25 protein-coding genes are annotated in these 26,366 nt (G+C 71.5%); 8 read left to right on the forward strand and 17 right to left on the reverse strand.

Annotated elements, in window-relative coordinates:
* Window positions 1-7: 7 nt before the first annotated feature.
* From GA0074692_RS23340 to mqnC, 6 genes are all read right to left on the reverse strand, one after another.
* Window positions 8-373, reverse strand: coding sequence for an NADH-quinone oxidoreductase subunit A (locus GA0074692_RS23340; protein WP_091647531.1), 366 nt, complete (start codon window positions 371-373; stop codon window positions 8-10).
* Window positions 374-463: 90 nt separating this feature from the next.
* A complete protein-coding gene (locus GA0074692_RS23345; RefSeq protein WP_091647534.1) occupies window positions 464-1,738 on the reverse strand; it encodes a geranylgeranyl reductase family protein in 1,275 nt (424 codons plus the stop codon).
* 136 nt (window positions 1,739-1,874) lie between these two features.
* Window positions 1,875-2,105, reverse strand: a complete 231-nt coding sequence (locus tag GA0074692_RS23350) for a hypothetical protein (RefSeq protein WP_091647536.1) — start codon at window positions 2,103-2,105, stop codon at window positions 1,875-1,877.
* A gap of 60 nt (window positions 2,106-2,165) precedes the next feature.
* Window positions 2,166-2,876 (reverse strand): demethylmenaquinone methyltransferase, encoded by a 711-nt coding sequence (locus GA0074692_RS23355; RefSeq protein ID WP_091647538.1) that lies wholly within the window; start codon window positions 2,874-2,876, stop codon window positions 2,166-2,168.
* Window positions 2,877-2,953: 77 nt separating this feature from the next.
* On the reverse strand, window positions 2,954-4,168 hold the full coding sequence (locus GA0074692_RS23360; protein WP_091647540.1) for a cell wall anchor protein: 1,215 nt from the start codon (window positions 4,166-4,168) through the stop codon (window positions 2,954-2,956).
* A gap of 434 nt (window positions 4,169-4,602) precedes the next feature.
* On the reverse strand, window positions 4,603-5,793 hold the full coding sequence (mqnC, locus tag GA0074692_RS23365; RefSeq protein WP_091647543.1) for a cyclic dehypoxanthinyl futalosine synthase: 1,191 nt from the start codon (window positions 5,791-5,793) through the stop codon (window positions 4,603-4,605).
* A 378-nt stretch (window positions 5,794-6,171) separates the two neighbouring features.
* Here mqnC and GA0074692_RS23370 point away from each other — a divergent pair, with 378 nt between their 5' ends.
* Window positions 6,172-7,074 (forward strand): ATP-grasp domain-containing protein, encoded by a 903-nt coding sequence (locus tag GA0074692_RS23370; protein WP_176738556.1) that lies wholly within the window; start codon window positions 6,172-6,174, stop codon window positions 7,072-7,074.
* Between the two features lie 191 nt (window positions 7,075-7,265).
* Window positions 7,266-8,138, forward strand: a complete 873-nt coding sequence (locus GA0074692_RS23375; protein ID WP_245730429.1) for a DUF559 domain-containing protein — start codon at window positions 7,266-7,268, stop codon at window positions 8,136-8,138.
* A gap of 26 nt (window positions 8,139-8,164) precedes the next feature.
* Here the strand turns inward: GA0074692_RS23375 and paaE are convergent, their stop codons facing one another.
* The 5 genes from paaE to paaA are packed head-to-tail and all read right to left on the reverse strand — an operon-like array spanning window position 8,165 to window position 11,912.
* Window positions 8,165-9,283, reverse strand: a complete 1,119-nt coding sequence (gene paaE, locus GA0074692_RS23380) for a 1,2-phenylacetyl-CoA epoxidase subunit PaaE (RefSeq protein ID WP_091647546.1) — start codon at window positions 9,281-9,283, stop codon at window positions 8,165-8,167.
* On the reverse strand, window positions 9,280-9,753 hold the full coding sequence (gene paaD, locus GA0074692_RS23385; RefSeq protein WP_091647548.1) for a 1,2-phenylacetyl-CoA epoxidase subunit PaaD: 474 nt from the start codon (window positions 9,751-9,753) through the stop codon (window positions 9,280-9,282). The genes paaE and paaD overlap by 4 nt, the downstream gene beginning before the upstream one ends.
* Window positions 9,754-9,808: 55 nt before the next feature.
* The gene (gene paaC, locus GA0074692_RS23390) at window positions 9,809-10,561 is read right to left on the reverse strand and encodes a 1,2-phenylacetyl-CoA epoxidase subunit PaaC (protein ID WP_091647551.1); all 753 of its coding nucleotides are present in this window, start codon (window positions 10,559-10,561) and stop codon (window positions 9,809-9,811) included.
* The gene (paaB, locus tag GA0074692_RS23395; protein WP_091647556.1) at window positions 10,558-10,845 is read right to left on the reverse strand and encodes a 1,2-phenylacetyl-CoA epoxidase subunit PaaB; all 288 of its coding nucleotides are present in this window, start codon (window positions 10,843-10,845) and stop codon (window positions 10,558-10,560) included. The genes paaC and paaB overlap by 4 nt, the downstream gene beginning before the upstream one ends.
* Window positions 10,842-11,912, reverse strand: a complete 1,071-nt coding sequence (gene paaA / locus GA0074692_RS23400; protein ID WP_091647559.1) for a 1,2-phenylacetyl-CoA epoxidase subunit PaaA — start codon at window positions 11,910-11,912, stop codon at window positions 10,842-10,844. Before paaA ends, paaB begins: the two co-directional genes overlap by 4 nt.
* Window positions 11,913-12,280: 368 nt before the next feature.
* Here paaA and GA0074692_RS23405 point away from each other — a divergent pair, with 368 nt between their 5' ends.
* The gene (locus GA0074692_RS23405; protein WP_091647561.1) at window positions 12,281-13,213 is read left to right on the forward strand and encodes a hypothetical protein; all 933 of its coding nucleotides are present in this window, start codon (window positions 12,281-12,283) and stop codon (window positions 13,211-13,213) included.
* Complete coding sequence (locus GA0074692_RS23410; RefSeq protein ID WP_091647563.1) at window positions 13,213-14,172, forward strand: serine hydrolase; 960 nt, start codon at window positions 13,213-13,215, stop codon at window positions 14,170-14,172. The genes GA0074692_RS23405 and GA0074692_RS23410 overlap by 1 nt, the downstream gene beginning before the upstream one ends.
* 166 nt (window positions 14,173-14,338) lie before the next feature.
* Here the strand turns inward: GA0074692_RS23410 and GA0074692_RS23415 are convergent, their stop codons facing one another.
* Window positions 14,339-15,190: a menaquinone biosynthetic enzyme MqnA/MqnD family protein gene (locus GA0074692_RS23415; protein WP_091647565.1), complete on the reverse strand. Its 852-nt coding sequence runs from the start codon at window positions 15,188-15,190 to the stop codon at window positions 14,339-14,341.
* 33 nt (window positions 15,191-15,223) lie between these two features.
* Complete coding sequence (locus GA0074692_RS23420; RefSeq protein WP_091647567.1) at window positions 15,224-16,519, reverse strand: MFS transporter; 1,296 nt, start codon at window positions 16,517-16,519, stop codon at window positions 15,224-15,226.
* A gap of 253 nt (window positions 16,520-16,772) precedes the next feature.
* Here GA0074692_RS23420 and GA0074692_RS23425 point away from each other — a divergent pair, with 253 nt between their 5' ends.
* Together GA0074692_RS23425 and GA0074692_RS23430 are read left to right on the forward strand one after the other, a co-directional pair.
* On the forward strand, window positions 16,773-18,842 hold the full coding sequence (locus tag GA0074692_RS23425) for a HelD family protein (protein WP_091647569.1): 2,070 nt from the start codon (window positions 16,773-16,775) through the stop codon (window positions 18,840-18,842).
* Between the two features lie 117 nt (window positions 18,843-18,959).
* Window positions 18,960-19,727, forward strand: a complete 768-nt coding sequence (locus tag GA0074692_RS23430) for a VOC family protein (RefSeq protein WP_091647571.1) — start codon at window positions 18,960-18,962, stop codon at window positions 19,725-19,727.
* Between the two features lie 64 nt (window positions 19,728-19,791).
* On the opposite strand, the gene GA0074692_RS23435 is transcribed toward GA0074692_RS23430, so the two are convergent.
* The 4 genes from GA0074692_RS23435 to GA0074692_RS23450 form a co-directional block, all read right to left on the reverse strand.
* Complete coding sequence (locus GA0074692_RS23435; protein WP_141725485.1) at window positions 19,792-20,610, reverse strand: ABC transporter ATP-binding protein; 819 nt, start codon at window positions 20,608-20,610, stop codon at window positions 19,792-19,794.
* Window positions 20,611-20,666: 56 nt separating this feature from the next.
* Window positions 20,667-21,797 (reverse strand): FecCD family ABC transporter permease, encoded by a 1,131-nt coding sequence (locus tag GA0074692_RS23440; RefSeq protein ID WP_091647573.1) that lies wholly within the window; start codon window positions 21,795-21,797, stop codon window positions 20,667-20,669.
* A gap of 32 nt (window positions 21,798-21,829) precedes the next feature.
* A complete protein-coding gene (locus GA0074692_RS23445) occupies window positions 21,830-22,768 on the reverse strand; it encodes an ABC transporter substrate-binding protein (protein WP_091647576.1) in 939 nt (312 codons plus the stop codon).
* Window positions 22,769-23,063: 295 nt separating this feature from the next.
* Window positions 23,064-24,764, reverse strand: coding sequence for a M14 family metallopeptidase (locus GA0074692_RS23450; RefSeq protein ID WP_091647579.1), 1,701 nt, complete (start codon window positions 24,762-24,764; stop codon window positions 23,064-23,066).
* A gap of 214 nt (window positions 24,765-24,978) precedes the next feature.
* Between GA0074692_RS23450 and GA0074692_RS36155 the strand changes: the two genes are divergently transcribed.
* Window positions 24,979-25,557, forward strand: a complete 579-nt coding sequence (locus tag GA0074692_RS36155; RefSeq protein WP_245730431.1) for a hypothetical protein — start codon at window positions 24,979-24,981, stop codon at window positions 25,555-25,557.
* Complete coding sequence (locus GA0074692_RS36160) at window positions 25,518-26,324, forward strand: C39 family peptidase (protein WP_245730432.1); 807 nt, start codon at window positions 25,518-25,520, stop codon at window positions 26,322-26,324. Before GA0074692_RS36155 ends, GA0074692_RS36160 begins: the two co-directional genes overlap by 40 nt.
* The last annotated feature ends 42 nt before the right edge of the window (window positions 26,325-26,366 follow it).

Raw genomic sequence — 26,366 nt, forward strand, 5'->3', positions numbered from 1 at the left:
TCCTCCCTCAGTCCCAGTCCAGGCCGCCACGCCGCCACACGTAGGCGTACGCGACGAAGACCGCGACGATGAACAGGACCATCTCCACGAAGCCGAAGATCGGCAGGGCGTCGAACGAGACCGCCCAGGGGTAGAGGAAGATGATCTCGATGTCGAAGACGATGAAGAGCATCGCCGTCAGGTAGAACTTGATCGGGAACCGGCCACCGCCGACCGGTTGCGGGCTCGGCTCGATGCCGCATTCGTACGCCTCGAGCTTGGCCTTGTTGTTGCGGCGCGGGCCGGCGAGGCGGGCGCCGGCGATCGAGAAGAGCGCGAACGCTGCGGCGAGGGCGAACAGCCCGATGATGGGTGCGTAAGGCGAGAGCGTCATGGTTGTCTCCTGCTCGTCCTTCCCTGCCCTCGATGGTTGGCGAATTCACACTACGAACTTCACCTCCGGCAACTTGCGCCGGGGTGTGACCTAGACCGCTGGAGCCACCTTCGTCATCGCGTTGATGACCCGATCCATCGCGTCCCCGCCGCGCGGATCGGTCAGGTTGGCCAACAGCTTCAGCACGAAGCGCATGAGCAGCGGCTGCGGCAGGCCGTGCTTGGTGGCGAGCCGCATGATCTCCGGTCGGCCGATCAGCTTCACGAAGATCCCGCCGAGCCGGTAGTAGCCGCCGAACCGCGCCTTCAACTCCGTCGGGTACGCCGACAGCGCCCGCTCACGCTCCGCGCCCGCCGGACGGGCCAGCGCCTGCACCGCGATCTCCGCGGCCAGCTCGCCGGACTCCATCGCGTACGCGATGCCCTCACCGTTGAAGGGGTTGACCATGCCACCGGAGTCACCGACCAGCAGCACGCCCCGGGTGTAGTGCGGCACCCGGTTGAAGCCCATCGGCAGCGCCGCGCCGAGAATCGGGCCCTCGGCGTTCGCCTCGTCGGTCATGCCCCAGTCGTCCGGGGTGTTGGCCAGCCAGTCGGTGAGCAGCCGCCGGTAGTTCGTCTTGCCGAAGGCGGAGGAGGAGTTGAGCACGCCCAGGCCGACGTTGACCCGGCCGTCACCGAGGCCGAAGATCCAGCCGTACCCGGGCAGCAGCGCGTCGCTGCCCTTGCTGCGCAGTTCGAGCCAGGACTCGAGGTAGTTGTCGTCGTGCTTGGCCGGGCAGCGGTAGTAGCGCCGGACCGCGACCCCGATCGGGCGGTCCTCCCGCTTGGCCAGGCCGAGCGCCAGCGGGAACCGGCCGGAGACGCCGTCGGCGGCGACCACCAGCGGGGCGTGGAAGGTGGCCGGGGCCTTGTCCGGGCCTACCTCGGCCTCGACGCCGGTCACCCGGCCGCTGCCGTCGAGCACCGGGCCGACCACGTTCACGCCGGTGCGCAGCTCGGCGCCGGCGGACACGGCCTGCCGGGCGAGCAGGTCGTCGAAGTCCAGCCGGGTGCGGACGAGACCGTAGTTGGGGAAGCTGGCCAGGTCGGGCCAGTCCAGTTCGAGCCGGAGGCCGCCGCCGATCACCCGCAGGCCCCGGTTCTGCAGCCAGCCGGCCTCGGGCGAGGTGTCCACACCCATCCGGACGAGCTGCCGGACTGCGCGCGGGGTCAGCCCGTCGCCGCAGACCTTCTCCCGGGGGAACTCGGTCTTCTCGAGCAGCAGCACCCGCACCCCGTGCCGCGCCAAGTGGTACGCGGTCGCCGAGCCGCCGGGACCGGCGCCCACGACGATCACGTCGGCGTCTTGCTCCACCGTCGTCATCCGGGCCTCCTCCCCATACGCTCGTGAAACACTTCACAAGCCCATCGGGGAGGAGTCTATGACCGTCATTACCCCCACCCAGGGTTAGGTGACCCTAACTTGCCTGAAGGGGACTCTCCGGCGACTGAGTGGCCACTCAGGAATGACCGGGAGTCGCCCGGTCCAGCCCCACATCGAGCCGGATCGCCTCGGGCAACTGGTCGCGCAGCGCCCCACCGGCCACCCGGTCCAGCGCCGTCAACACCTCCGCCACCACCTGCCGGACGGTGGCCGGATCGGCGCCGGCGAGCTGCCTGAGCTGGGCGACGAGTTCGCGTGTGTCGTCCTCGTCACCGGCCACCCGGTGCGCCTCGTCTGCTCCCGTCATGGCGGACAGCCTACGGGCGCAAAGGCCGCCAAAAAGGGATAACAGGGAACGTGAGAGTGGCTAGTCGCGGACTGCCCGGTGCAGCGCCGCGATCCCTCCGGTCAGGTTGCGCCACGCCACCCGACCCCACCCCGCCGCGCCGATCCGCGCGGCCAACGCAGGCTGGTCGGGCCAGGCCCGGATCGACTCGGCAAGGTACACATAGGCGTCCGGGTTGCTGGAGACCGTCCGGGCCACCGTCGGCAGCGAACGCATCAGGTACGACAGGTAGACGGTGCGGAACGCCGGGTTGGTGGGGCTGCTGAACTCGCAGACCACCAGCCGCCCGCCGGGACGGGTGACCCGGGCGAACTCGCGCAGGGCCGCATCCGGGTCCGACACGTTGCGCAACGCGAAGGAGATGGTCACCGCGTCGAACGTGGCGTCGGCGAACGGCAGCCGCAGCGCGTCCCCGGCCAGCAGCGGCACCTCCGGCCGGACCCGCCGCCCGGCGGCGAGCATGCCCAGGCTCAGGTCGGCGCCGACGGCGTACGCCCCGGAGCGGGCCAGTTCCTCGGTGGACACCCCGGTGCCCGCCCCCACGTCCAGCACCCGCTCGCCGGGCTCGAGCGCGAGGGCGAGCCGGGTCGCCCGGCGCCATCCCCGGTCCTGCCCGAAGGAGAGCACGGTGTTGGTCAGGTCGTATCGGGCGGCCACGCCGTCGAACATCGCGGCGACCTCGTGCGGCTGCTTGTCCAGACTGGCGCGCTGGCCCTGCGGGGTACGGCTCACGCCCCCACTCTGCCAGCACCAAGCCCGACGGGGCCGGGCGGGATGGTCGCCCATCCCACCCGGCCCCGGGTGGTTCGTCAGTTGACGGTCTTCTCGTCGGCCGGGGTCACCAGCAGCACCCGACGCCGCCGGGCGAGCAGCAGCAGCGCGCCACCGACGAGCAGGACGCTGCCGCCCACGCCGCCGATCAGGCCGGCCTGCACACCGGTCACCGGCAGCCCACCCTCGCCGCCACCGCCACCACCGGCGGCCGGCGGGACGGTCGGCGACGCCGTCGGCGAGGTGGTCGGGCCCTGCGTCGGAGCGGTCAGGTCGACGAAGACGTCGAAGACCGCCTGGTTGTCGGAGTCGTCGGCCTCGACGAAGGTCCGGCGCTGCGCCTCACGGACGGGCTGCGGCTCCTCCTCCGGCTCGCCCTCGAGGAGCCCGTCCAGGCCGTAGGCGAAGATCTCGCCGACCCGCAGCACCGGCTGGGTGGCCTCCTCGGACACCTTCACCCGCACGACGTCGGTGTAGAACTGGCCCGGCTTGATCAGCACCGAGAGGTCCTCGCAGAAGGCCCGGGCGGTCCCGAGGAAGTCCTCCTGGACGCAGTTCTCGGGCAGCTCGGCGAAGCTGACCCCGGCCGGCAGGACGATGCCGTAGAACAGTCCGGTCGCCCGCCGGCTGCCACCGTTGTAGACAGCCCAGTCCAGAGGGGCCGTCTCGCCCGGCCGAACCGGCCGCAGACCGGTCTCGGACTCCTCGTCACCGTCGACCACGACGTCGGCGTAGACGTCCTGCGCCCAGGTGACCAGGTCGTAACCGGGCTTGGTCACGGTGAGGTCGACCTCGACCGTGTTGTCCTCCAGGTTCGGGTCGGTGGTGTCCGCGCTGATGGTGACCACCAGGGTGCCGGCGGCACCGCGCGTACCGGTGCTGAACAGCGGAATGCCGAAGTCCTCGCTGGTCCCGGCGGTCAGGTCACCGAGAAGGCAGGAGTAGACGGCCGCCTCCTGCACCTGGCAGCCCTCGGGGGCGAAGAAGCCGACCTTCTTCTGCTTGACCTTCCGGGCGTCCACCTTGACGGTGACGTTCCGGGCGTCGACCGCGCCTCGCGTGTTGTCCACGGTGAACTTGAAGGGCTTGGCCTTGGCCTCGGTGACGCCCTTGGCGATCTGGCTGCTGACCGGAATGAGTGCCAGGTCGGCCTGGTCGGCCGCCTGCGCCGGGGCACCGACCGCGACCAGCCCCGCGGTGAGCAGGGTCGCGGCGCCGGCCCGGGCCAACGCCGGACGGGTGAACAGGTTCATGGGTTCCCTCGATGTTGCGGACATGGATGGAAGGAACGTCGGGACAGCCCGAAAAAGGTTGTCCGGAAGACGGCGGGAGCGGGACGGTCACCCATCCCGCCCCCACTGCGGTGCGTTATGTAGACGGCCCGCACGGGCCGGTTGAGGACGAAGGATCCCCCGGCGGGGACGAAGCGCCAGCGCGTCCGGGTATGCCACCCGTCCGGGAATTTCCGATCGCACGCTAGCGGTCCGCGTTCAGGCCCGCTACCCCGTCGGCGAATCGGCGGTGAGCTGCCCGGCTAAGAATCACTTAAGGATTGTCCGAATTGCTGGCGCTTGCGCGGCGGACCCTCGGCCACGGTAGCCCCAACGGGCACCGGAATCGGCCCGGGTGCCGAACGACGACTGCCCGTTCGGTCGATCCGACCGAACGGGCAGCGATTACTCAGCGTTTACTTGACATCAACCAATGGCAGCGGTCGGCCGATCCCGCCACCCGGAATGGCGATCGACGAGAAGTGCGAGACGACCCGGTCGTCGGTCGGGTCGTCGGCCGGCGTGTGGTGCACGGCCAGGCGGCGGTAGAGGGTGTCGCGCTGGGCCGGGATCCGGTCGGCGGACCGGATCATCGCGATCAGCTCGTGCAGGTTGGACCGGTGCCGGGCACCGGCCGAGGAGATGACGTTCTCCTCCAGCATGATCGAGCCGAGGTCGTCCACCCCCATGTGCAGGGCCAGCTGGCCGACGTCCTTGCCGGTGGTCAGCCAGGACGCCTGGAGGTGCGGGACGGTCTCGAAGAAGAGCCGGGCCACCGCGACCAGGCGCAGGTACTCGAGGGTGGTCGCCTGGGTGCGCCCCTTGAGGTGGTTGTTCTCCGGCTGGTACGTCCACGGGATGAAGGCGCGGAAGCCCTTCGTCCGGTCCTGCACGTCGCGGATCATCCGCAGGTGCTCGATCCGTTCGGCGTTGGTCTCGCCGGTGCCCATCATCATGGTGGCCGTCGACTCGACCCCCTGCCGGTGGGCCAGTTCCATGACCTCCAGCCAGCGCTCGCCGGACTCCTTCAGCGGCGCGATGGCCTTCCGAGGGCGCTCCGGCAGCATCTCCGCCCCAGCCCCGGCGATCGAGTCCAGCCCGGCGGCCTTGATCCGGGCGATCGCCTCGTCCAGGCCGACGCCGGAGACCTTCGCCATGTGCAGGATCTCGCTCGGCCCGATCGAGTGGATGGCGAGCTGCGGGTATGCCTTCTTCACCGAGGAGAACAGTTCCTCGTAGTACTCGACGCCGTAGTCCGGGTGGTGGCCGCCCTGGAGCATCACCTGCGTCGCGCCCAACTCGACCGCCTCGCCGCAGCGGCGCAGGATCTCCTCGGTCGGGTGGGTCCACCCCTCCTGGTGCTTCGGCGCCCGGTAGAAGGCGCAGAACTTGCACGCGGTCACGCAGACGTTGGTGTAGTTGATGTTGCGGTCGATCAGGTACGTGACGATGTTGTCCGGGTACCGCCGCCGCCGTACCGCGTCGGCCGCCTCACCGAGGGCGTGGAAGGGCGCCTCGGTGTAGAGCAGCAGCGCCTCCTCGGGCGTGATCCGCCCGCCGTCCGCACCACGCTGCAGGATGTCGTCGATCTCCCGGCTCACACTCACACCCGCGAGCCTACGTCGGCGGTCCGACCACCGGCACGCGCCTCCGACCAGGTGACGCAGACCGCATCCGCCACCCACTCCAACTGGCCGCGATCTGCGTACGCTCGTCCGGGCCGGGTTGGTGGAGCAGCACGGCCAGACACGGGGCCGGTACTACCTCGCCTCCCCCACGCTTCGCGAGATCTCGGCACCGACCCTACGACCGGGCGTGATCGTGAATCCGTACGACGGCAGGTAGGGGACGAGGCACTCCGACAGCCGACTTCCACGAGCCTTACCGCCTCGGCACCGTCGTTCGACCTGTGGCGCAGCATCGCCTACTCAGGGTCCCGAGCTGACCGGCCCGACCGGGTGGCGTGACCTGATCATGATGGCGGAATGTTGCTCGTACCCGCCGACCCGCTTCGCCCCCGCCACCCGGACCCGCACTTCGCCCCCGAGGCCCTGACCGCCCGGGAGGCCGGCGTACCAGTCGCGCTGGTCGACCACGACGCGCTCGCCCGAGGCGACGCCGACGCCGCTCTACGACGCCTGCCCGGCGAGGGTGAGGCGGTCTACCGAGGCTGGATGCTCCACGCCGACCGGTACGCCGCCTTCGCCGAGGCGTTAGCCACCCGGGGCGTCACCCTACGCACCCGCCCCGACCAGTACCGACGCGCGCACGAACTGCCCGGCTGGTACGCGGACCTGGCCCCGGTGACCCCGGTGACCGTCTGGACGTCCGGCGACGGACGGGACGCCTTCGACCAGGCCCGCACGGAACTCGGTGACGGCCCGGCGGTGCTCCGCGACTACTGCAAGTCCATGAAGCACTACTGGCACGAGGCGACCCTCATCCCCGACCTGGCCGACGCCGAGGCGGCCTGGGCGGTCGCTCGCCGCTTCCGGGAACTCCGCGAGGACGACTTCGTCGGTGGCTTCGTGCTCCGCCGCTTCGAGCAGTTCACCTCGGCAGAGGTACGCACCTGGTGGCGGGACGGCCAGTGCGTCCTGGTCGGCCCACATCCGGACACGCCCAACCTGCCCCCCGACACCACCCCCGACCTGACCACCATCACGCCACTGGTGGCCGCCCTCTCCCTGCCCTTCGTCACCGTCGACCTAGCGCAGCGCGACGACGGCGTCTGGCGCGTGGTCGAGCTGGGCGACGCCCAGGTCAGCGACCGCCCCGCCACCATCACCCCAGCCCGCCTACTCACCCCACTGCTACCCCCCACCCCCACCCCCCACCCCACGCCCCCTGACCGCCCCGTCGATCATGGAGTTGTGGCGCCCAATTAGTGGTGATTGCGAAGTTTGAGCGGTGCCCAAAGTCCATGATCGACGGGGTGGGTGGGGGCGGGGAGACGGGGAGACGGGTGGGGCTTAGCAGATGGGGGGTTGATCAGGGGGTTTTCCACAGGGGGCGGGGTTGTCCACAGGTTGGGGTGACGGGGTGGAGGAGGGTGGGGAGGGCGGCGAGCATCAGCGGGGTGGCCGATGACCTGTATCGCTATCCCGAATTGCTCTCCGGCGGCAAGACCCGAGGTGCCGTCCGGCACGCTGTCGATGCTGGGCGCCTTCGCCGGGTGACCCGGGGAATCTACGCCGGCTCGGACCGCGAGCTTGGCGCGGAGTTACGGGCGTTGTTCATGCGGCTGCCGGCCGGGGCGGTGGTCGGTTTCCATACCGGAGCCCGCCTGCACGGATTCGGTGACGTGCCGCAGGATGTCCTGCACGTGATCGTGCCAGCCGGCTCGGTAGTGCCGAAAATCGCCGGGGTGACCGTCCACGAGGCGATGTTGCCGGTACGCGATCCGGTGCTGCTCTCCGGCGTGCCGGCTGCCCCGGCCGCCCGCTGTGCCGTCGACCTGGCCCGCACGCTGCGGCGGATCGACGTGCTGCCCCTCCTCGATCTCGCGCTGCGGTCCGGTGCCTGCCTGCCGGCCGACCTTGCGCAGGAGGTGACGCGACATGCCCGGTTGCGCGGCGTACGGCAGGCCTGCGAGCTCGTGTCCTTGGCGGACGCCAGGTCGGAGTGTCGGCAGGAGAGCCAGTTACGTCTGGTGCTCGTCGACGGCGGCCTGCCCCGCCCCGAGCCGCAGATCTGGATCGCCGACGAGTGGGGGCACCCGGCCTTCCGGCTCGACCTGGGTTACCGCGCCCACCGGGTCGGCGTCGAGTACGACGGCAGTTCCCACCTGACCCGCGAGCGCCTCCGGAACGACCGAGCCAGGATGAACTGGCTGTCGGCCCGCGGCTGGACCATGCGGCACTTCACCGACCGGGACCTCTACCGTCGCCCGGATCACATCGTCCAGGAGGTCCGTCGAGCCCTCTCGCCTGGGCTGGTGGCGGGGAGTTGACGACCGGGACGGGGTGGCGGCTGGGCTCAGGCGTCGTAGTCGATTACGACCTGGTCGGTGGTCGGGGAGGACTGGCAGGTCAGGACGTACCCGGCGGCCACCTCGTCCGGCTCGAGCGCGTAGTTACGGGCCATCGAGACCTCGCCGGACACCACCTTCGCCCGGCAGGTCGAGCAGACCCCACCCTTGCAGGCGTACGGCAGTTCGCCGCGCACCTTCAGGGCGGCGTCGAGCACCCGCTGCTCGCGTCCCATGGTGAAGGTCGACGCCCGGCCGTCGAGCAGGATGGTGACCTCGGCACCGGCTCCCGGCACGTCGGCCGGTCGGCGCGGCGGCTCCGGGGGCGCGTCGACGTGGAACAGCTCGGTGTGCACCGCCGAAGCCGGGACACCCCGGTCGGTCAGTACCGCCTTGGCGTCGACCACCATGCCGTACGGGCCGCAGAGGAACCACTCGTCGATCTGGTCACCGGGAACGATGCTGGCCAGCAGGCGGCCGAGCCGGTCGGCATCGATCCGGCCGGAGAGCAGGGGCGACTCCCCCGGCTCCCGAGAGAGCACGTGCACCAGGTGCAGCCGGGTGGGGTACCGGTCCTTCAGGTCGGCCAGTTCCTCGGCGAACATCACGCTGTTCGCCGTACGGTTGCCGTACACCAGGGTGAAGGTGCTGGTGGGTTCGACGGCCAGCGCGGTCGCGACCAGCGCGAGCACCGGGGTGATGCCGGAGCCGGCCACCACCGCGCCGTAGTGGCGGACCCGGTCCGGCGCGAACGCCGTGGTGAAGTGCCCCAGCGGCGGCAGCACCTCGACGGTGTCGCCGGAGCGCAGCGCCCCGCAGGCGAAGGTGGAGAACGCGCCGCCGGGGACCTCCCGCACCCCGATCCGCAGCCGACCGTGCCGGGCCAGGTCGTCCGGGGTCGAGCAGATCGAGTACGAGCGGCGCACGTCGCCGTCGTCGGCATCCGCGGAGCCGGGGCGCCGGACGGTGAGATGCTGGCCGGCGCGGAACGCGAACGTCGCGCGCAGTTCCTCCGGTACGGCGAAGGTGATCGCCACGGCGTCGTCGGTGAGCCGGTCGACGGCGGCGACCGGCAGCGGGTGGAAGACCGGGCGGCGACGGACCGGCCGGGTGATCGTGACAGTCACAGCGCCTTCAGGTGGTCGAAGGGTTCACGGCAGGATCGGCAGCGCCAGAGCGCCTTGCAGGCGGTGGAGCCGAACCGGCTGATCTGCTCGGTCTCCGGTGACCCGCAGCGCGGGCAGCGGACGGCCAGGGTCAGCGGCACCGCACCGCCGGTCCGGGTTGACGCTGGTGGGGCGATGCCGGCGGTAGCCAGTTTGGCCCGCCCGGCCTCGGAGATCCAGTCGGTGCTCCAGGCGGGCATGAGCACCGTGCGGACCTCGGCGTCGGGGTGGCCGGCGGCGGCGAGTGCGCGGCGGATGTCGGCGCGGATCACGTCCATCGCCGGGCAGCCGGTGTAGGTGGGAGTGATGGTGACCACCACCCGGCCGGTGGCCGGGTCCTCCTCGACCGAGCGCAGGATGCCGAGGTCGTCGATGGTGAGCACCCGGATCTCCGGGTCCACCACCGCCGCCACGACGACCCGTGGGTTCAACGGTGTCGCCTTTCGTTCGCGACTGCGGGGCTCCGCTGCGCTGCACTCCTCGCGCTCACCACACGGCTCCGGGATGGGCGCGGTGGAGCACCTGCATCTCGGCGAGCAGGTACGACAGGTGCTCGGTGTGTACGCCGTCGCGACCGCCGGACGGGGCCCAGCCGTCGGCCGGGCGGGTCAGCGTCGCGTCGGCGAGCACCGCTTCCACCGTCTCCAGCCACTGGTCCCGCAGGGTCGACGGGGCGGCGGCCAGCCCGGCCGCGTCCAGCCGGGCGGTCAGCTCGTCGGCGGCGAAGAGTTCGTGGGTGTACGGCCAGATCTCGTCCACCGCCGCCTGCATCCGCCGGTGCGACTCCTCGGTGCCGTCGCCGAGCCGGCGCACCCAGAGCGCGGCGTGGTCGAGGTGGTAGGCGGACTCCTTGCGGGCCTTCGCGGCGATCGCGTGGATCCGTTCGTCGGTGGACGCCACCAGCCACTCGTAGAGCAGATGCTGGTAGGCGGCGAGGAAGAGCAGCTTCGCCATGGTCACCGCGAAGTCGCCGTTCGGCAGCTCGACCAGGAGGCAGTTGCGGAACTCGCGATCGTCGCGCAGGTACGCCAGCGCGTCCTCGTCCCGCCCGGCGGCCTCCAGCTCACCGGCGTACGTCAGCAGCAGCCGGGCCGCGCCGAGCTGGTCGAGGGCGATGTTGGACAGCGCGACGTCCTCCTCCATCTCCGGTGCCCGGCTGGTCCACTCGGCGAGGCGCTGGGCGGCGATCAGGGCGTCGTCGCCGACCCGGAGCGTGAACTCGTGCAGGTCGCGGTTCACAGGTGGGCCACCCCGTCTGGCACCTGGTAGAAGGTGGGGTGACGGTAGACCTTGTCGGCCGCCGGGTCGAAGAAGGCGTCCTTCTCGTCCGGGCTGGACGCGGTGATCACGCCGGCCGGGACCACCCAGATCGAGACCCCTTCCTGTCGCCGGGTGTAGAGGTCCCGGGCGTGCCGGAGGGCGACCTCGGCGTCGGGGGCGTGCAGGCTGCCGACGTGGGTGTGCGACAGCCCGCGCCGGGCCCGGACGAACACCTCCCACAGCGGGGACAGTTCCTGGCTCATGCGGCGACCCGCTCCTTCTTCCGTTCCGCCTGCTTGGCCGCGTACGCCGCGGCGGCCTCGCGCACCCAGGCGCCCTCGGTGTGGGCGCGGCGGCGGTGTTCCAGCCGTTGCCGGTTGCACGGCCCGTCGCCCTTGATCACCCGCATCAGCTCGGCGTAGTCCGGCTGGGTGTAGTCGTACGCCTGCCGCTGCTCGTTCCAGCGCAGGTCGGGATCGGGCAGGGTGAGGCCGAGAATCTCGGCCTGCTGGACGCACATGTCGACGAAGCGCTGGCGCAGCTCGTCGTTGGAGAAGCGCTTGATCTTCCAGGCCATGGACTGCGCGGAGTGCGTGGAGTCGCCGTCCGGCGGGCCGAACATCGCTAGCGACGGATACCACCAGCGGTCGACGGAGTCCTGGGCCATCGCCTTCTGTGCCGGCGTGCCGTGCGCGAGGACGTGCAGGATCTCGTAGCCCTGGCGCTGGTGGAAGGACTCTTCCTTGCAGACCCGGATCATCGCCCGTGCGTACGGCCCGTACGAGCAGCGGCACAGCGGCACCTGGTTGACGATTGCCGCGCCGTCCACCAGCCAGCCGATCGCGCCGACGTCCGCCCAGGTCAGCGTCGGGTAGTTGAAGATCGAGCTGTACTTCTGCCGGCCGGTCACCAGCATCTCGACCAGTTCGTCCCGGCTGACCCCGAGGGTCTCGGCGGCGGAGTAGAGGTAGAGGCCGTGGCCGGCCTCGTCCTGGACCTTGGCCAGCAGGATCGCCTTGCGCTTGAGCGAGGGGGCGCGGCTGATCCAGTTTCCCTCCGGCTGCATGCCGATGATCTCGGAGTGGGCGTGCTGGGCGATCTGCCGGATCAGCGTCTTCCGGTACGCCTCGGGCATCCAGTCGCGGGGTTCGATCTTCTGGTCGGCCTCGATCACCTCGGCGAAGTACGCCGCCAGGTCCGTCCCGGGTGGGGCACCGTCGGGACGCCCCCGGGCGGCGGCCTCCCGCAGGGCCGCTTCCGCCGCCTCGACCTGATCGAGCAGACCCCCGCCGGGAGCCTCGTCCGGGTTCGCGAAGTCGTTGCCGTACACAGGTCAAGTGTTACAGCTCACCACAGCGGGCGCTAGAGGCATGTAACAGCGATCCAGAGCAGGCGGCTCCCGGCCGAACCGAGCACCGCCAGCGACATCGGACGGGGCGATCCGCACGCGAGTGGGAGACATCACATCCGCCAGGCAGGAAAAGCTGCGCTAATGTGCCATATGTCGTGATTTTGGGGCGACTCGGCGAGCCTCGGGTTCTGGCGTGTCCCGGTTCCGGACGTAGACTTTGCCGGTCACACCGATCGGTTCCGGACGATCGCCGTCCCCGACAGGCCGCATCCCAGGCCTCGGCCGTCCACCGACGTACATCGGAAAAGTTGGTCCCCCGGCCCTGACTTCTGGGAGTTCACCCACTCATGCGTCCCCGCGTGACCCTGGTGCTCGCCATCCTGGCGGTTCTGCTCGGTGGCGGCATGCTGGTCCCCACCGCATACGCCCGGCTCGCCGCCGACGACAGTTCGGACGGCGGCACGGAGAGCGTCGCGGCCCCGCCGCCCGCCGCACCGCAGCCGCCCACGCTGGCGAACGCCGCCGTGTCGGTGCCCTTCGACGGAAAGTACTTCTCCTGGGCCCTGATGGACCGGGAGACCGGCACGATCTCGGGTGCGAAGAACCTCACCACCACCAACTCCACCGAGTCGATGATCAAGGTCTGGATCGTCTCCGACTACCTGCGCCGCCTCGGGGACAAGCCGTTGACCGCCGAGCGGCGCAAGCAGACCAGCACCGCCATCCGGGACAGCAACGACACCGCCGCCCAGTCGCTCTACAAGGCCGGCGGCAGCCGGGCCGTCATCGAGCGGTTGATCAGCACCTGCAAGCTGACCGACACCGAGATCAACGCGCAGGGGTGGGCGTACACCCAGATGTCGCCCCGGGACGCGGTCCGGATGGGCGACTGCATCGCCGACGGCACGGCCGCCGGCCCGAAGTGGACGTCGTACGTGCTGGACGAGATGAGCAAGGTCCGGGGTACCACGGCTCCCGAGGACCAGCAGCTCAAGGAGGGCGGCGGCCGGTGGGGGATCATCGACGGCCTGCCGTCGTCGATCACCACCCAGGGGCCGGTCAGCATCAAGAACGGCTGGACGATGCTCTGGGCTGACCTCCAGTGGCACCTGAACTGTCTGGCCGTGACCGACAAGTGGAGTCTCGCGGTGATGATGCGGTATCCGAAGGACCACGGTCTGGACTACGGCGCGGAAGTCTGCCAGAGCGTCACCACGCAGCTCGTCACCCCGCAGCCGGGTGCCGCGCTCAAGGTTCCGCCGCCGGTGGCGAAGCCCTGATGGCCGGCACCCCTCGAACCGGCCGGAAGGGCGGCGATCCCTCGCCGCTGCGGCTGATCGGCATCGCCGTCGTCCTGATCGGGCTGGTACTGGTCTCCCTCCGGCTGCTGCCCGGCTCGCCGTTCGAGTCGGACGCGGCAGTCCGCTGGGGCACCAGCGACCAGGCCAGCCGGACCACCGACGCGGCCACCGACCGCAGCGCGCGGAGCACGCAGAGCCCGTCGCCGTCGCCGTCCCCCTCGCCCACGCTGGAGCCGCTGCCGGTCCGCCCGACCGAGGTCGAGCTGGACGCCGAGGGCTGGTGGAGCTGGAGTCTGCTGGACACCCGGACCGGCGAGATCGCCGGGTCGGAGACCATGACCGAGACCAACACCACCGCCTCACTGATCAAGGCCTGGATCGTCGCGGACTACCTGCGCCGCGCGGACGAGGCCGGCCGTACGGTGAGCAAGGCCAAGCTCGCCGACGCCACCAAGATCATTCGGGACAGCGACAACACCCGGACCCAGCAGTTCTACGAGGCGCTCGGCGGCGTGCCCTCGATCAAGCGGTTGATCTCCACCTGCAAGCTGACCGACAGCAGCCCGGCCGCCGACGGCGGCTGGAGCCGGACCAACCTCTCCGCGCGGGACACCGCCCGGATGGGGGCCTGCATCGCCGACGGCCGGGCCGCCGGGCCGGAGTGGACCGACTGGCTGCTCAACGAGATGAAGCTGGTCCGGGGCACCGGTGACTTCGGCATCCGCAAGGCGTTCCCGGCGGCCGAGCAGAAGCAGATCGCCATCAAGAACGGCTGGGTCGACCGGACCCGCGAGCAGGAGATCCACGTCAACTGCCTGGCCATCGGCGACGGCTGGACCATGGGCGTGATGGTCCGCTACCCGATCAACCTGGGCTACGAGTACGGCATGAACAACTGCGAGAAAATCGCCGAGCAGCTCCGGGCAGCCGCCACCTGATCCCCGCCGGCCTGCCCGCCGGGGCGCGTCCCCGGTGGGCAGGCCGGTCCTGAACGCTGGCGAATCCGCCGGTGGGCAGCCCGATTCTGAACGCCGACGAATCCGCCGGTGGGGCAGGCCGGCCCGCGAGTCAGCCGGCGCGAAGAACCCAGCCCGCGAAGAAAACTCAGCCGGCGAAGAACTCCGGCCCGCCGGACGGCAGCGCCGGCGCCTCGCCCGCCCCGGCGGCGCGTCGGGCGAACTCCTGGAGCCCCGCGACCTGGCGCTCGCCGAGGGAGAAGTCCAGCACCCGGAAGTACGACGCCAGCGTCGCCGCGTCGAACGGCTCCCAGCGGGCGGCGGCAACGGCCACCTCGTCCAACTCGGCCAGGCAGAGGTCGCGCGACCGCAGGAATGCCTCGTGCACCTCCTTGACCAGGCCCGGGTGGGCGGCGGCGAAGTCCCGGCGTACCGCCCAGACGGCGAAGACCATCGGCAGGCCGGTCCACTCCCGCCAGGCCTGCCCGAGATCGGTCACCGCCAGCCCTCGGCGCGGCGCCTCGTAGAGGGCGCGCAGCGCCACGTCGCCGATCAGCACCCCGGCGTCGGCCTCCAGCAGCATCTGGGTCAGGTCGGGCGGGCAGCGGAAGTACTCGGGCCGCACCCCGTACCGCTCGCCGAGCAGCAGTTGGGCCAGCAGCACCCCGGTCCGCGAGGTGGAGCCCAGCGCCACCCGGCGGCCGTCCAGCTCGGCCAGCGGCCGGGTCGACACGACGTTGACCGAGAGCACCGGACCGTCGCTGCCCACCGCCAGGTCGGGCAGGAGCAGCAGTTCGTCGGCGTGGCGCAGGTACTCCACCTGCGAGATGGGGCCGATGTCCAGGTCACCGGCGACGAGCGCGGCGCTGAGCCGGTCCGGCGAGTCCTTGTGCAGGTCGACGTCGAGCAGCGCGCCGGAGCGCATCAACCCCCAGTAGATCGGCAGACAGTTGAGGAACTGGATGTGCCCGACCCGGGGGCGCGCGACGCGGTCAACCATGCCCCGACCGTATCCCCGCCGGAACCGGCGGGCTCACCGGACGGGGGTGGGAGTGGCCCACCCAGCACCGGCGGCACCGTCCGGGGCCGACCGGGACTGCCGGTCGCTCCGTACCGCGCGGGCGGCCGGCACCACGAAGGCGGCCACCACCAGCAGGCCCGCCACACCGCAGGCAGCGACCAGCGGACGCGGACCGGTCGCCTCCAGCGCGAGCCCACCGATCAGGTAGCCGACCATCGCCGCGCCCTGGGTGGCCCCGCCGAAGACCGCGAAGGCCCGGCCCCGGGCCGCCTCGGGCACCCGGCGGGTCAGCAGGAGGTTGTTCAGCACGCTGTCGCCGCCGTTGGCGATCCCGCCGAGCAGCCAGCACGGCACCACCAGCAGCGCGGTCGGCACCACCGCCCCGACCAGGACCATCAGGCAGCAGACCGCCAGCAGGACCAGTCCGCCCCACAGCAGCGCGGCGTCGTCGGCGAATCTCGGGGCCAGCCGGGCGAGCAGCCATGCTCCGGGCAGGATGCCGAACGGCCAGGCCGCGGTGACCACGCCGAACAGGGTCGCGGAGGCGTCCAGGGTCTCCCGCAGGTAGAAGACCTCGACCACCCCGAGCGCGCCGAGCGCACCGACCACCGTGGCCATCGTGCCGACCATCGCCACCAGCAACGGGTCACTCCGCAGCCGCCAGGCCCGCACCACCGGGCGTTCGTCTCCCGGTGCGGCCGTCGTCGCGGATCGGGCCCCACCCCGACGGGTACGGATCACCAGCCCGGCCAGCACCAGCGCGAGGTAGCTGGCCGCGTCGACGAGCAGTGGCACCCGGGTGCCGAACTGGCCCACCAGCAGCCCGGCCAGTGCCGGCCCGCCGAGCATCCCGATGGTGGCGGCGGTCTGGTTGAAGGCGCTGGCGCGGGGCAGGTCCTCGGTCCGGACCATCGCGGGCAGCAACGCGGCCAGCACCGGCTGGGTGAGCGCGAGACCGCTGGCGAGCAGCGCCACCAACGCGACGATCAGGACCGGGTGCCCGGCGTACGCGAGCCCCAGGCAGACCGCCGCCTGGGCCAGTCCGGCACCGACCAACAGGGTCCGGCTGTCCACCCGGTCGGCCAGCCGTCCGGTCAGCGGGGCGAGGACCACCAGGGGCAGGGTCGCGGCCAGCAGCAGCGCCGACACCGCCAGCCCACCGGCGCCGGCGGACTGGAGAGCCAGGGTCAGCGCGGTGGCGGCGAGGAAGTCCCCGCAGATGGAGATTCCCCGGGCGGCGGTCGCGAACCCGACGTCGGTCCAGCGTGAGGTCGGCGGGCCCGCCGGCAGGGCGGAGGTGGTGGGCATTTCGCGGAACGTAGTCACGGGCGTTCGGCTCGGTCAATCGGTTAACGTCCGCCCGGGGCAACCGGTTGACCGAGCCGGCTCTCCCGGGCGCGTCGGGGAAAACCCGCAACGTCGGCGGCCGCCGGGGCGTAGACTCTGTCGTTCCCGCCGACGGCCGCGGTGATCGAGCACCGCAGCGGACGTCCCGCGCCGACCCACCTGGTCGGAAACGCGAGCGGAAGTGTCTTCTCCCCCGCGTCGAGGAGTACGTCGGATGTCCCTGCACGCCCCCGTGTCCCTGGCGGACGAACTCGCCGCCGAACAGGCCCACCTGGCCGCGTCCCGCACGGCGTTGCGCCGGATGCGCGAACGCGCCGAGGCCCTCTTCGCCGGTGGCGACAAGGTCGCGGGTGACGCCTACACCGCCGAGCAGCTCGGCCGGCACATGGCCCGGCGGGTCGCCGAACTCGCCGACGACCCCACCACCCCGCTCTTCTTCGGCCGGCTCGACTTCGGCTACTTGGCCAACGAGCAGCACGGCGGCGACACGGACTCGGAGCACGCCGGGCACCGGTACCACGTCGGGCGGCGACACGTCACCGACGAGGCCGGCGAACCGTTGGTGCTGGACTGGCGGGCCCCGGTCTCGCGCTCGTTCTACCGGGCCAGCGCCCGCGACCCGCAGGGTGTGACGACCCGACGCCGGTTCGGCTTCAGCAGCGGCACGCTGACCAGTTTCGAGGACGAGCACCTCGACCGGGGTGAGGAACTCGGCACGGCCAGCCGGATCCTCGCCGCCGAGATCGAGCGGCCGCGCGTCGGGCCGATGCGGGACATCGTCGCCACCATCCAACCCGAGCAGGACGAACTGGTCCGGGCCGACCTGGCCGACTCGATCTGTGTGCAGGGGGCGCCGGGCACCGGCAAGACGGCGGTCGGCCTGCACCGGGCCGCGTACCTGCTCTATCTGCACCGGGAACGGCTGCGCCGGTCCGGCGTCCTGATCGTCGGGCCGAACCGGGCGTTCCTGTCGTACATCGCGGCGGTGCTGCCGGCGCTCGGCGAGGTCGAGGTGGACCAGTCCACCGTGGAGGACCTGCTCGGCCGGGTCACCGTCCGGGCGGTCGACGACCCGGCGGTGGCGACGCTCAAGCACGATCCACGGATGGCGGCGGTGCTGCGCCGGGCGGTCGAGTCGCACGTGGTCGGACCGACCGAGCCGATGGTGGTCCCGGACGGCTCGTACCGCTGGCGGATCGGACTGAACCCGCTGCACCGGCTGGTCGAGGAGATCCACCGGGAGCGGCTGCCGTACGCCACCGGACGGGAACGGGTCCGGGCCCGGGTGGTCGGACTGCTGCAACGGCAGGCCGAGGCGCGGCGGGGTGAGTCACCTAGCGACGCCTGGCTACGCCGGATGGGGAAGTCCCGACCGGTCACCGCCTACCTCGACGCGGTCTGGCCGGCACTCACCCCGGAAGGGCTGGTGCACCGGCTGCTCGCCGACCCGCAGTTCCTGGCCGACGCGGCCGACGGCCTGCTCACCCCGGCCGAACAGGCCCTGCTGACCTGGGCGAAGCCAGCCCGGACCCCGAAGGCCACCCGGTGGAGCGCCGCGGACGCGGTGCTCGTCGACGAGGCCGCCGGCCTGATCGAACGCCCCGGCGGCTACGGACACGTGGTGGTGGACGAGGCCCAGGACCTCTCCCCGATGCAGTGCCGGGCCATCGCCCGACGCAGCGAACACGGCTCGATCACCCTCCTCGGCGACCTGGCGCAGGGCACCGCCCCGTGGGCCGCCACCGACTGGCGGGAAAGCCTGGCCCACCTGGGCAAGCCGGGCGCGGCGGTGGTCCCGCTGACCGTCGGCTTCCGGGTACCGGCCGTGGTGGTGGCCTTCGCCAACCGGCTGCTCCCGGCGCTCGCCGTCGACGTCCCGCCGGCCGAGTCGCTGCGGCACGACGGGGCGCTCGATGTGCGTACCGTGACCGACCTGACGGCGGCGACGGTCGCCGAGGTACACGCGGCGCTGGCCCACGATGGTTCGGTCGGTGTGATCGCTGCCGACGACACGGTCGACGGGCTACGCGCCGCGCTGGACGCGGCGGGTGTCCCGACCGGCAGTGCCGACGACGTCGAGGCCGCCGCGCGGGTCACCGTCGTCCCCGCCACCCTGGTCAAGGGCCTGGAGTACGACCACGTGGTCGTCGTCGAGCCGGCGGCGATCGTCGCCGCCGAGCCGCGCGGCCTGCACCGCCTCTACGTGGTGCTCACCCGGGCGGTCTCCCGCCTCGCCGTCCTGCACGCCACCCCTCTGCCCACCCTGCTCACCGAAGCGGGGTAGGCCGGCTGGTCGACCTCGGGTGGGTTCTGGCCGGATCCCCGGACACGACCGGCCCGCCGGTGCCAGGATGCCGGCAGGGCGCGCCGACAGGGCGGGCCCCTGCCGAGAGGGGGCGCGGTGCACGGTTCCGTTCCGCCGGGTACGCCCTGCTGGACCGACCTGGCCACGCCCGAACTGGCGGACGCGCGGCGCTTCTACCCGGAGTTGTTCGGCTGGACGGCGCACGTCGCGCCGGAGCCGGACGCGCAGGGGTACACCACCTTCCGCTGCGGCGGCCGGGCGGTCGCCGGTGCGGGGCCGCCGGCCGCCCCGGGCCAGGTGCCGATCTGGTCCACGTACGTGGCCACGGACGACGCGGACCTGCTCACCGGCCGGGTCACCGCCGCCGGTGGTCGGGTCTTCGTCCCGCCGTTCGAGGTCTTCGACCAGGGCCGGATGGCGGTCTTCAGCGACCCGGCGGGAGCCGTGCTGTCGGTCTGGCAGCCGATGGCGATGCCCGGCGCGGAACTGTTCGGCACGCCGGGCGCGATGGCCTGGAACGAGCTGGTGACCCCCGACCCGGAGGGGGCGAAGGCCTTCTACGAGCTGGTCTTCGGCTGGCATCCGGAGGAGCAGCCGATGGACGGGCCCTACACCGGCTGGCGGCTCGGGGAGCGGATCGTCGCGGGGATGATGCCGCCTCTCGGGGACGGTTTCCCGGCCGAGATGCCCGCGTACTGGACGGTGTACTTCGCGGTGGACGACGCCGACGCGACGGCTGACCGCGCAGTCCGGCTCGGTGGGGAGGTCCTGGTGCCGCCCCGGGACAGCCCGGCCGGCCGGCACGCCGCCCTCCGCGACCCACAGGGCGCCCTCTTCTCCGTCGTCGCCCTCGCCCCGGGGTAGGCATCAAACCGGTGGCCGGCAGCAAGGTGGAGCATCAGGGCGTGGCCGGCACCGAGGTACGGCGTCAGGGCGTGGCCGGCATGGGGCGGACCGGAACCACCAGCGGGCCGTGGGTGCCGTCGACGACCCGGACCCGGGCCCGGTAGTGGGTGGCGAGCAGTTCCTCGGTGAGCACCTCGCGCGGGGTGCCGGTGGCGACCGCCCGGCCGCCGGCGACCAGCACCAGGCGGTCGGCGTACTCGCCGGCGACGGTGAGGTCGTGCATGGTGGCGAGCACGGTCAGCCCGTGCGCCTGGCGGAGCTGGTCGACCAGCTCCAACACCTCCTGCTGGTGGCCGATGTCCAGGGCACTGGTCGGCTCGTCGAGCAGCAGCAGCGTGGCTCCCTGCGCCAGGGCCCGGGCCAGGAAGACCCGCTGCCGTTCCCCACCGGAGAGGGTGGCCAGCTCGCGGCGGGCGAAGCCGGTCAGGTCGAGCCGGTCGAGGACCTCGCGCACGGCGGCCAGGTCCGTGGCGGATTCCCGGCCCAGTGGCGGGACGTACGGGGTGCGCCCGAGCAGCACGTAGTCGAAGACGGACATGCCGGCCGGGACGGCCGGGGACTGGGCCACCGTGGCGACCACCCGGGCCCGGTCCCGGCGGCGCAGGGCGGCGCTCGGCGTACCGAAGAGGGAGATGGCGCCGGTCGCGGGGAGCAGGCCGCCGACGGCGCGCAGCAGGGTGGACTTGCCCGCGCCGTTCGGGCCGATCACGGTGACCCACTCGCCGACCGCGACGGTCAGGTCGACCCCGGTGAGGATCGGGACACGGTCCAGACTGACGTGCAACCCCCGGACCTCGACGGCGACGCCCGCGTGAGCAGGCGCCGGGCGGTCGGCGCTCAGGTAACCAGGCGCTGGGCGGTCGGCGGTCACGTGATCAGGTGCCGGGCGGTCGGCGGTCACGTGATCACCCGCCGGGCGGTGCGCAGCACCAGGACGAAGAACGGTCCGCCGAGCAGGGCGGTGACCACGCCGATCGGCACCTCGGCGGGGGCGGCGGCGGTCCGGGCGACCACGTCGGTCAGGGCCAGGAACGCCCCGCCGAAGAGCATCGACAGCGGCAGGATCGCCCGGTAGCTGGAGCCGGCGAGCAGCCGTACGGTGTGCGGCACGATGATCCCCACGAAGCCGATCAGACCGGACGCGGACACGGCAGCGGCGGTGCCGAGCGACGCGGCGGCGATCAGCAGGTACCGGGACCGCTGCGGATGCAGGCCGAGGCTGGTGGCCTCGTCGTCGCCGAGGGCGAGCACGTCGAGTTCCCGCCGGTGCAGCAGCACCACCACGACGGTCACCGCGAAGTACGGCAGGACCAGCAGCACGTCGTGCCAGCCGGCGGTGGCCAGCCGTCCGAGCAGCCAGGAGTAGACCTGCTGGATGTTGTCGGAGTGGCGTTGCAGCAGGTAGGTCTGGCCGGCGGAGAGGAACGCCGAGACCGCCGCCCCGGCCAGGATCAGGGTGGCCGTGGAGCGGTCGCGCCCCCCGGCGGCACCGAGCAGGTAGGTCATCGCCACCGCCCCGAGCGAGCCGACGAACGCGGCCAGCGGAATGGTGAGCGGCAACCGGGTCAGCGTGCCGTCGGTGCCCCCGAGGGCGATCACCACGGTGACCGCGAGGCCCGCCCCGGCCGCCACCCCGAGCAGGTACGGGTCGGCCAACGGGTTGCGGAAGACGCCCTGGTAGCAGCCCCCGGCCAGGGCGAGCATCCCACCGACGAGCAGACCGAGCACGGTGCGGGGCAGGCGCAGCTCGGTGATGATCGCGATCTCGCGTTCGGTCAGCCCGCTGTCGAGGCGTACCCCGGGAACGAGGTTGAGCAGTTCGACGGCGACGCTGCCGGGCGGCAGGCTGACCGCGCCGAACGACACCCCGGCGACGAGCGCGACGAGCACCGCGAGGATCCCGGTGGCCAGCCAGGTCAGCCGCAACCCGGCCGGCCGGGGCGTCACCCCGAGCGCAGGAGCCGTGCCCTTGCCCGTGCCCGCCCCGCCCAGGTGTGAGGAGGGGTCCCCTGTTACCGCTTTTTGCATAGGAGGGGACCCCTGCTACCAGCTCGGTACGGTCACGCGACCGGGGCCTTGGCGACGGCGTCCACGATGGCGCGGAGCAGGTCGACCACGCGCGGCCCCCACCGGGAGGCGATGTCGTCGTCGAGCGGCACGACCTGGTTGTTCTTCACCGCGGTGAGACCGGCCCAGCCGCCGCGCGCGCCCACGGTCTGCGCGCTCTGCTGGCAGCACTTGGTATCGGCCAGGAAGATGAAGTCCGGGTCGGCCTTGACGATCACTTCCTGGGAGAGCTGCGGGTAGCCGCCGTTCTTGCCGTCGGCGTCGGACGGGTCGGCGATGTTCTCCAGCCCGACCAGCGCGTACAGCGAGCCGATGTAGGTCTTGCTGGTCGCGGTGTACAGCTCCGGGCCCAGCTCGTGGTAGTAGGTGAGCTTCTCGGTGCGCTTCGGCAGGCCCTCGACCAGCTTGGCGATGTCGTCCTTCATCCGGCGGGTCACGTCGGCCGCCTCGTCGGCCTGCCCGGTGAGCTGGCCCAGCTCGGTGATCTGTCGGTACGTGTCGTCCAGGGTCTGTGCCGCCGGCACGAGGTGGACCGGGATCTTCAGGGCGGCGAGCTGGTCGACGATCTTGTTCCTGTCGTCGGAGAGCACGACGAGGTCCGGGCTCTTCGCGGAGATCGCCTCGGCGTTCGGCTGGAAGCCGGACAGGTCGGTCTTCGGCGCCTCCGGCGGGTAATTCGACTGGTCGTCGACCGCGGTGACCTGCGGGCCCGCGCCGATGGCGAAGAGCATCTCGGTGGCGGCGGCGGAGAGCGAGACGATCTTCTCGGGCCGCTTCTCCAAGGTCAGGTTGCCGACCGTGACGGGGAACTGGCCAGCCCCGCTGCTCGCGCCGGCGGTCGGCTCGTCGGTGGTCTGTTCGGCGCAGGCACCGAGCGCGAGCGCGGTGACCGCGAGCGCCACGGTGAGGAGTCGAGGGGTACGTCTGGACATCTGACCTCCTGTCGGTCGAGGAGTGTGCTTCGCCGACAGGGGCCTGGGCCCGACCGCCCGCGAGGCGCCCTTCCTCGAGAGCGCGTGTCGCGACCGTCCGCAGGCGGCCTGGCTCGTCCTTCCGTCCGGCGTGGAGCCGGCGCGTCCCCGACCGGCGGCCGGGGTGGAAGGCGTCACAGTTGCGGGACAGCGCCGGATTCGGACCGGCTTCGCTGCGGGTGGTCCGGGGGAACGGTAGCGCACCACGGACGGTGGGGGCGGCCCGGTGTGCCCGGCCCGCCCCCACCGTCGCTGGTCAGACCGTCAGGGTCCAGGTATTGATGTAGCCGGTGTCGGTGGTGTAGATGTCCCGCGCCTGCAACCGCCAGGTGCCGTCGGCCGTCTCGCCCGACACGTCCACCGTGTAGGTGGTGTTGACGTTGTCCGCGCTGTCCGAACTGCTGCTGTTCTTCAGCCGGTAGGCGGTGCCGTCCGGGGCGAGCAGGTCGATGACCAGGTCACCCCGGTAGGTGTGCGGGATGTCCACGGCCACGCTGGCGGTGGCCGAGGCCGCCCGGCCGCAGTCAGCGATGGTGATCGCGCTCGTCACCGCCGTACCGCCGTCCGGGATGGCGACGTCCGTGCCGTTGGTGGCCGTGCAGCCGGTCGGGTCCGGCGGCGGGGTGCCGCCACCGCAGTAGGTGCCCTGCTTGCCGATCGCCCGGTACGGGCAGTCGGCGTACTCACTGAGCAGCAGCACCGCGTCCTTGTTCCGGGTGGTCTCCCGGCTGATCACCTCGTCGGGCGGGTAGAAGCCGCCGCTGAAGGCGTTCTTCGGGTACATCTCGAAGGTGTACGCCCAGATCTTGTGCTGCCCCCACATCCAGTCGAGGCTGTCGCCGTCGGTGATGTACAGGTCGCTGGACTGCTCCGGGGTGTAGCCGTTGAGGGCCGCCATCTGCTGGCCGATGGCGGCGAAGGTGTTGTACTGGTCGGTGGTCATCCCCGGGGCGGTGTTGTTGTACGTGTAGCCGAACGGCCAGAGCACCAGCTCCGAGTAGGTGTGGAAGTCGATGTTCGCCTTGATCTGCTGGACGCCGCCGATCACCCGGCTGTTGACGAAGTTCCGGAAGGCCGCGGTCTCCGGCGCGGAGAACGCCGACGGGCCACGGTAGGTCTCCGACGAGGGCGAGCTGGACGAGCCGCCGCAGCAGCCCCACTGGTAGCCCCAGTTCCGGTTCAGGTCGGTGCCGACCGCCGTCGAGCCGCTGTTCGGCTGCCGGTTCTTCCGCCAGGACCGGTACGAGCCGGTGGCGATGTCGTACTCGCTGCCGTCCGGGTTCACCGTCGGGATGATCCACAGTTCCCGGCTGTTGACCACGTTGGTCACCCGCGAGTCGGTGCCGTAGCTGTCGGTGAAGAGGTTGAGCAGGTAGATCGCCATCTCGACGGTCAGGTGCTCCCGGGCGTGCTGCTGGGAGTTGAACACGATCTCCGGCTCGTCCTCGTCGGTGGCGACGTTGTCGGAGATCTTGACCGCCATCAGGTCGCGGCCCTCGTACGACTGACCGATGCTGATCTTGCGGGCGAGGGTGGGGTGGTCGGCGACCACCTGGTTCACCACGGCGGTCAGCTCGGCGTAGTCGTGGTAGTTCGAGTCGGCCGGCGGGAAGGCGGCCGGGCCGACCTCCGACGACTCGTCCGCGTGGTCGTGCGGGGCGGCCATCGGGTCGAGCCGGAAGCCGAGCTTCTTGATCTCGGCGGCCTCGGCCGGGGTGGCCGAGACGACCAGCCGGCCGTGCTCGATGCCGTCGATGCTGGCCCCGGTACGGGCCACCGCGCTGCGGTCGTCGACCGTACGCGGGCCGTGCACCTGGTACTGCGTGGCGACCGACTCTGAACGGTCACCTCGCGGCTCCGCTGAGACCGGCCCGGAGACCACGGCGAAGAGTCCCACCGCGGCGCTGACGGCGAGCACCAACCCACGCCGGAGTGTGACGGATTTTCGGAAGGCCATGCCAACCTCCTGACAGTGCGGAGCGTCTCCGCTGGTGGACCACACTTCACCACCGGCCACATAGTCATAGCAACATCGACGGCCTTCTCTTTCATGCCAAGCGGATCCTCACATCGGCAAAAATCTTCCCCCAGTGGACATCTGGCGAAACTTCCCACCAAACGAGATAGTGAAAGACAGCGATGCATAACTCCCTACCAGCAGTGGAGCTTCCATGGCCGGACCACGTCTACGCGCGGTCGCCGTCGTCGGCGTCACCGCGTTCGCCCTCCTCGCGACCACCGCGACCGCCACCGTCGCGTCCCCCGGCTCCGCCTCGCGCGGCAAGGCCACCCACGACGAACAGATCACCTGGCAGGACTGGGCCGGGTCGACTGACTGGAGCCAGGGCACGGCCGCCGGCACGGTCACCACCCCCACCGGGCTCACCCTCGGCGTCCCGGCCGGCACCACCACCTACCGGGATCCGCACACCGGCATCAAACGGGCCTGGGCGTACGGAACGTGGACCTCGCCGGTCACCCCGATCGGGTTCGACGCGAGCGAGATGATCGCCTCCTGGAACGCGGCCACCCCGGCCGGCACCTGGCTCCAGGTCGAGTTGCAGGGCCGCTACACCGACGGCGTCCAGACCCCGTGGTACGTCATGGGCCGCTGGGCCTCGGGGACGCCGACATCCGGCGGACCACCGTCGACAAGCAGAGAGACGGACGCTCCGACGTCTGGACGGACACCCTCTCCGTACGGAACAAGGTGGCCGGACCGTTGCTGCGCGCGTACCAGCTCCGGCTGACCCTGTACCGGGCCTCCGACCAGCAGGCCGCCCCGGTGGTCCGGATGGTCGGCGCGATGAGCTCGGACGTCCCCGACCGGTTCACGGTCACCCCGAGCGCCGGGGGCATCGCCTGGGGCGTCGAGCTACCCGTGCCCCGCTACTCGCAGATGATCCACTCCGGCCACTACCCGGAGTACGACGGCGGTGGTCAGGCGTGGTGCTCCCCCACCTCGACCGAGATGGTGGTGGAGTACTGGGGGCGCCGCCCGACCGCCGAGGAGACCGCCTGGGTCGACCCGACGTACCCGGACCCGACGGTCAACCACGCCGCCCGGAGCGTCTACGACTACACCTACTCCGGGGCCGGCAACTGGCCCTTCAACACCGCGTACGCGGCCAGCTTCCCCGGCCTGGAGGGACGGGTCACCCGGCTGCACTCCCTCGACGAACTGGAGCGCTTCATCGCCGCCGGCATCCCGGTGGTGACCAGCCAGTCGTTCCTCGCCAGCGAACTCGACGGCTCGAACTACGGCACCTCCGGCCACCTTTTCGTGGTGGTGGGCTTCACCGCCGACGGCGACGTGGTCGTCAACGACCCGGCCTCGTCCAGCAACGACGTGGTGCGCAACGTCTACCCGCGGGAGCAGTTCGAGCAGATCTGGCTGCGGACCAAGCGGACCACGGCCAGTGGTGGCGTGGCCAGCGGCCCCGGGGGCGTCGCCTACCTGATCAAGCCGGTGGACCGCCCCTGGCCGGTACGCCCGGACGGTTCCACCAACTGGTAGTTCAGAAGGTCGGCTGACCCGGCGACGCGCGTCGCGTTTACC

The sequence above is a fragment of the Micromonospora pallida genome, from assembly GCF_900090325.1.
Lineage (GTDB): Bacteria > Actinomycetota > Actinomycetes > Mycobacteriales > Micromonosporaceae > Micromonospora > Micromonospora pallida.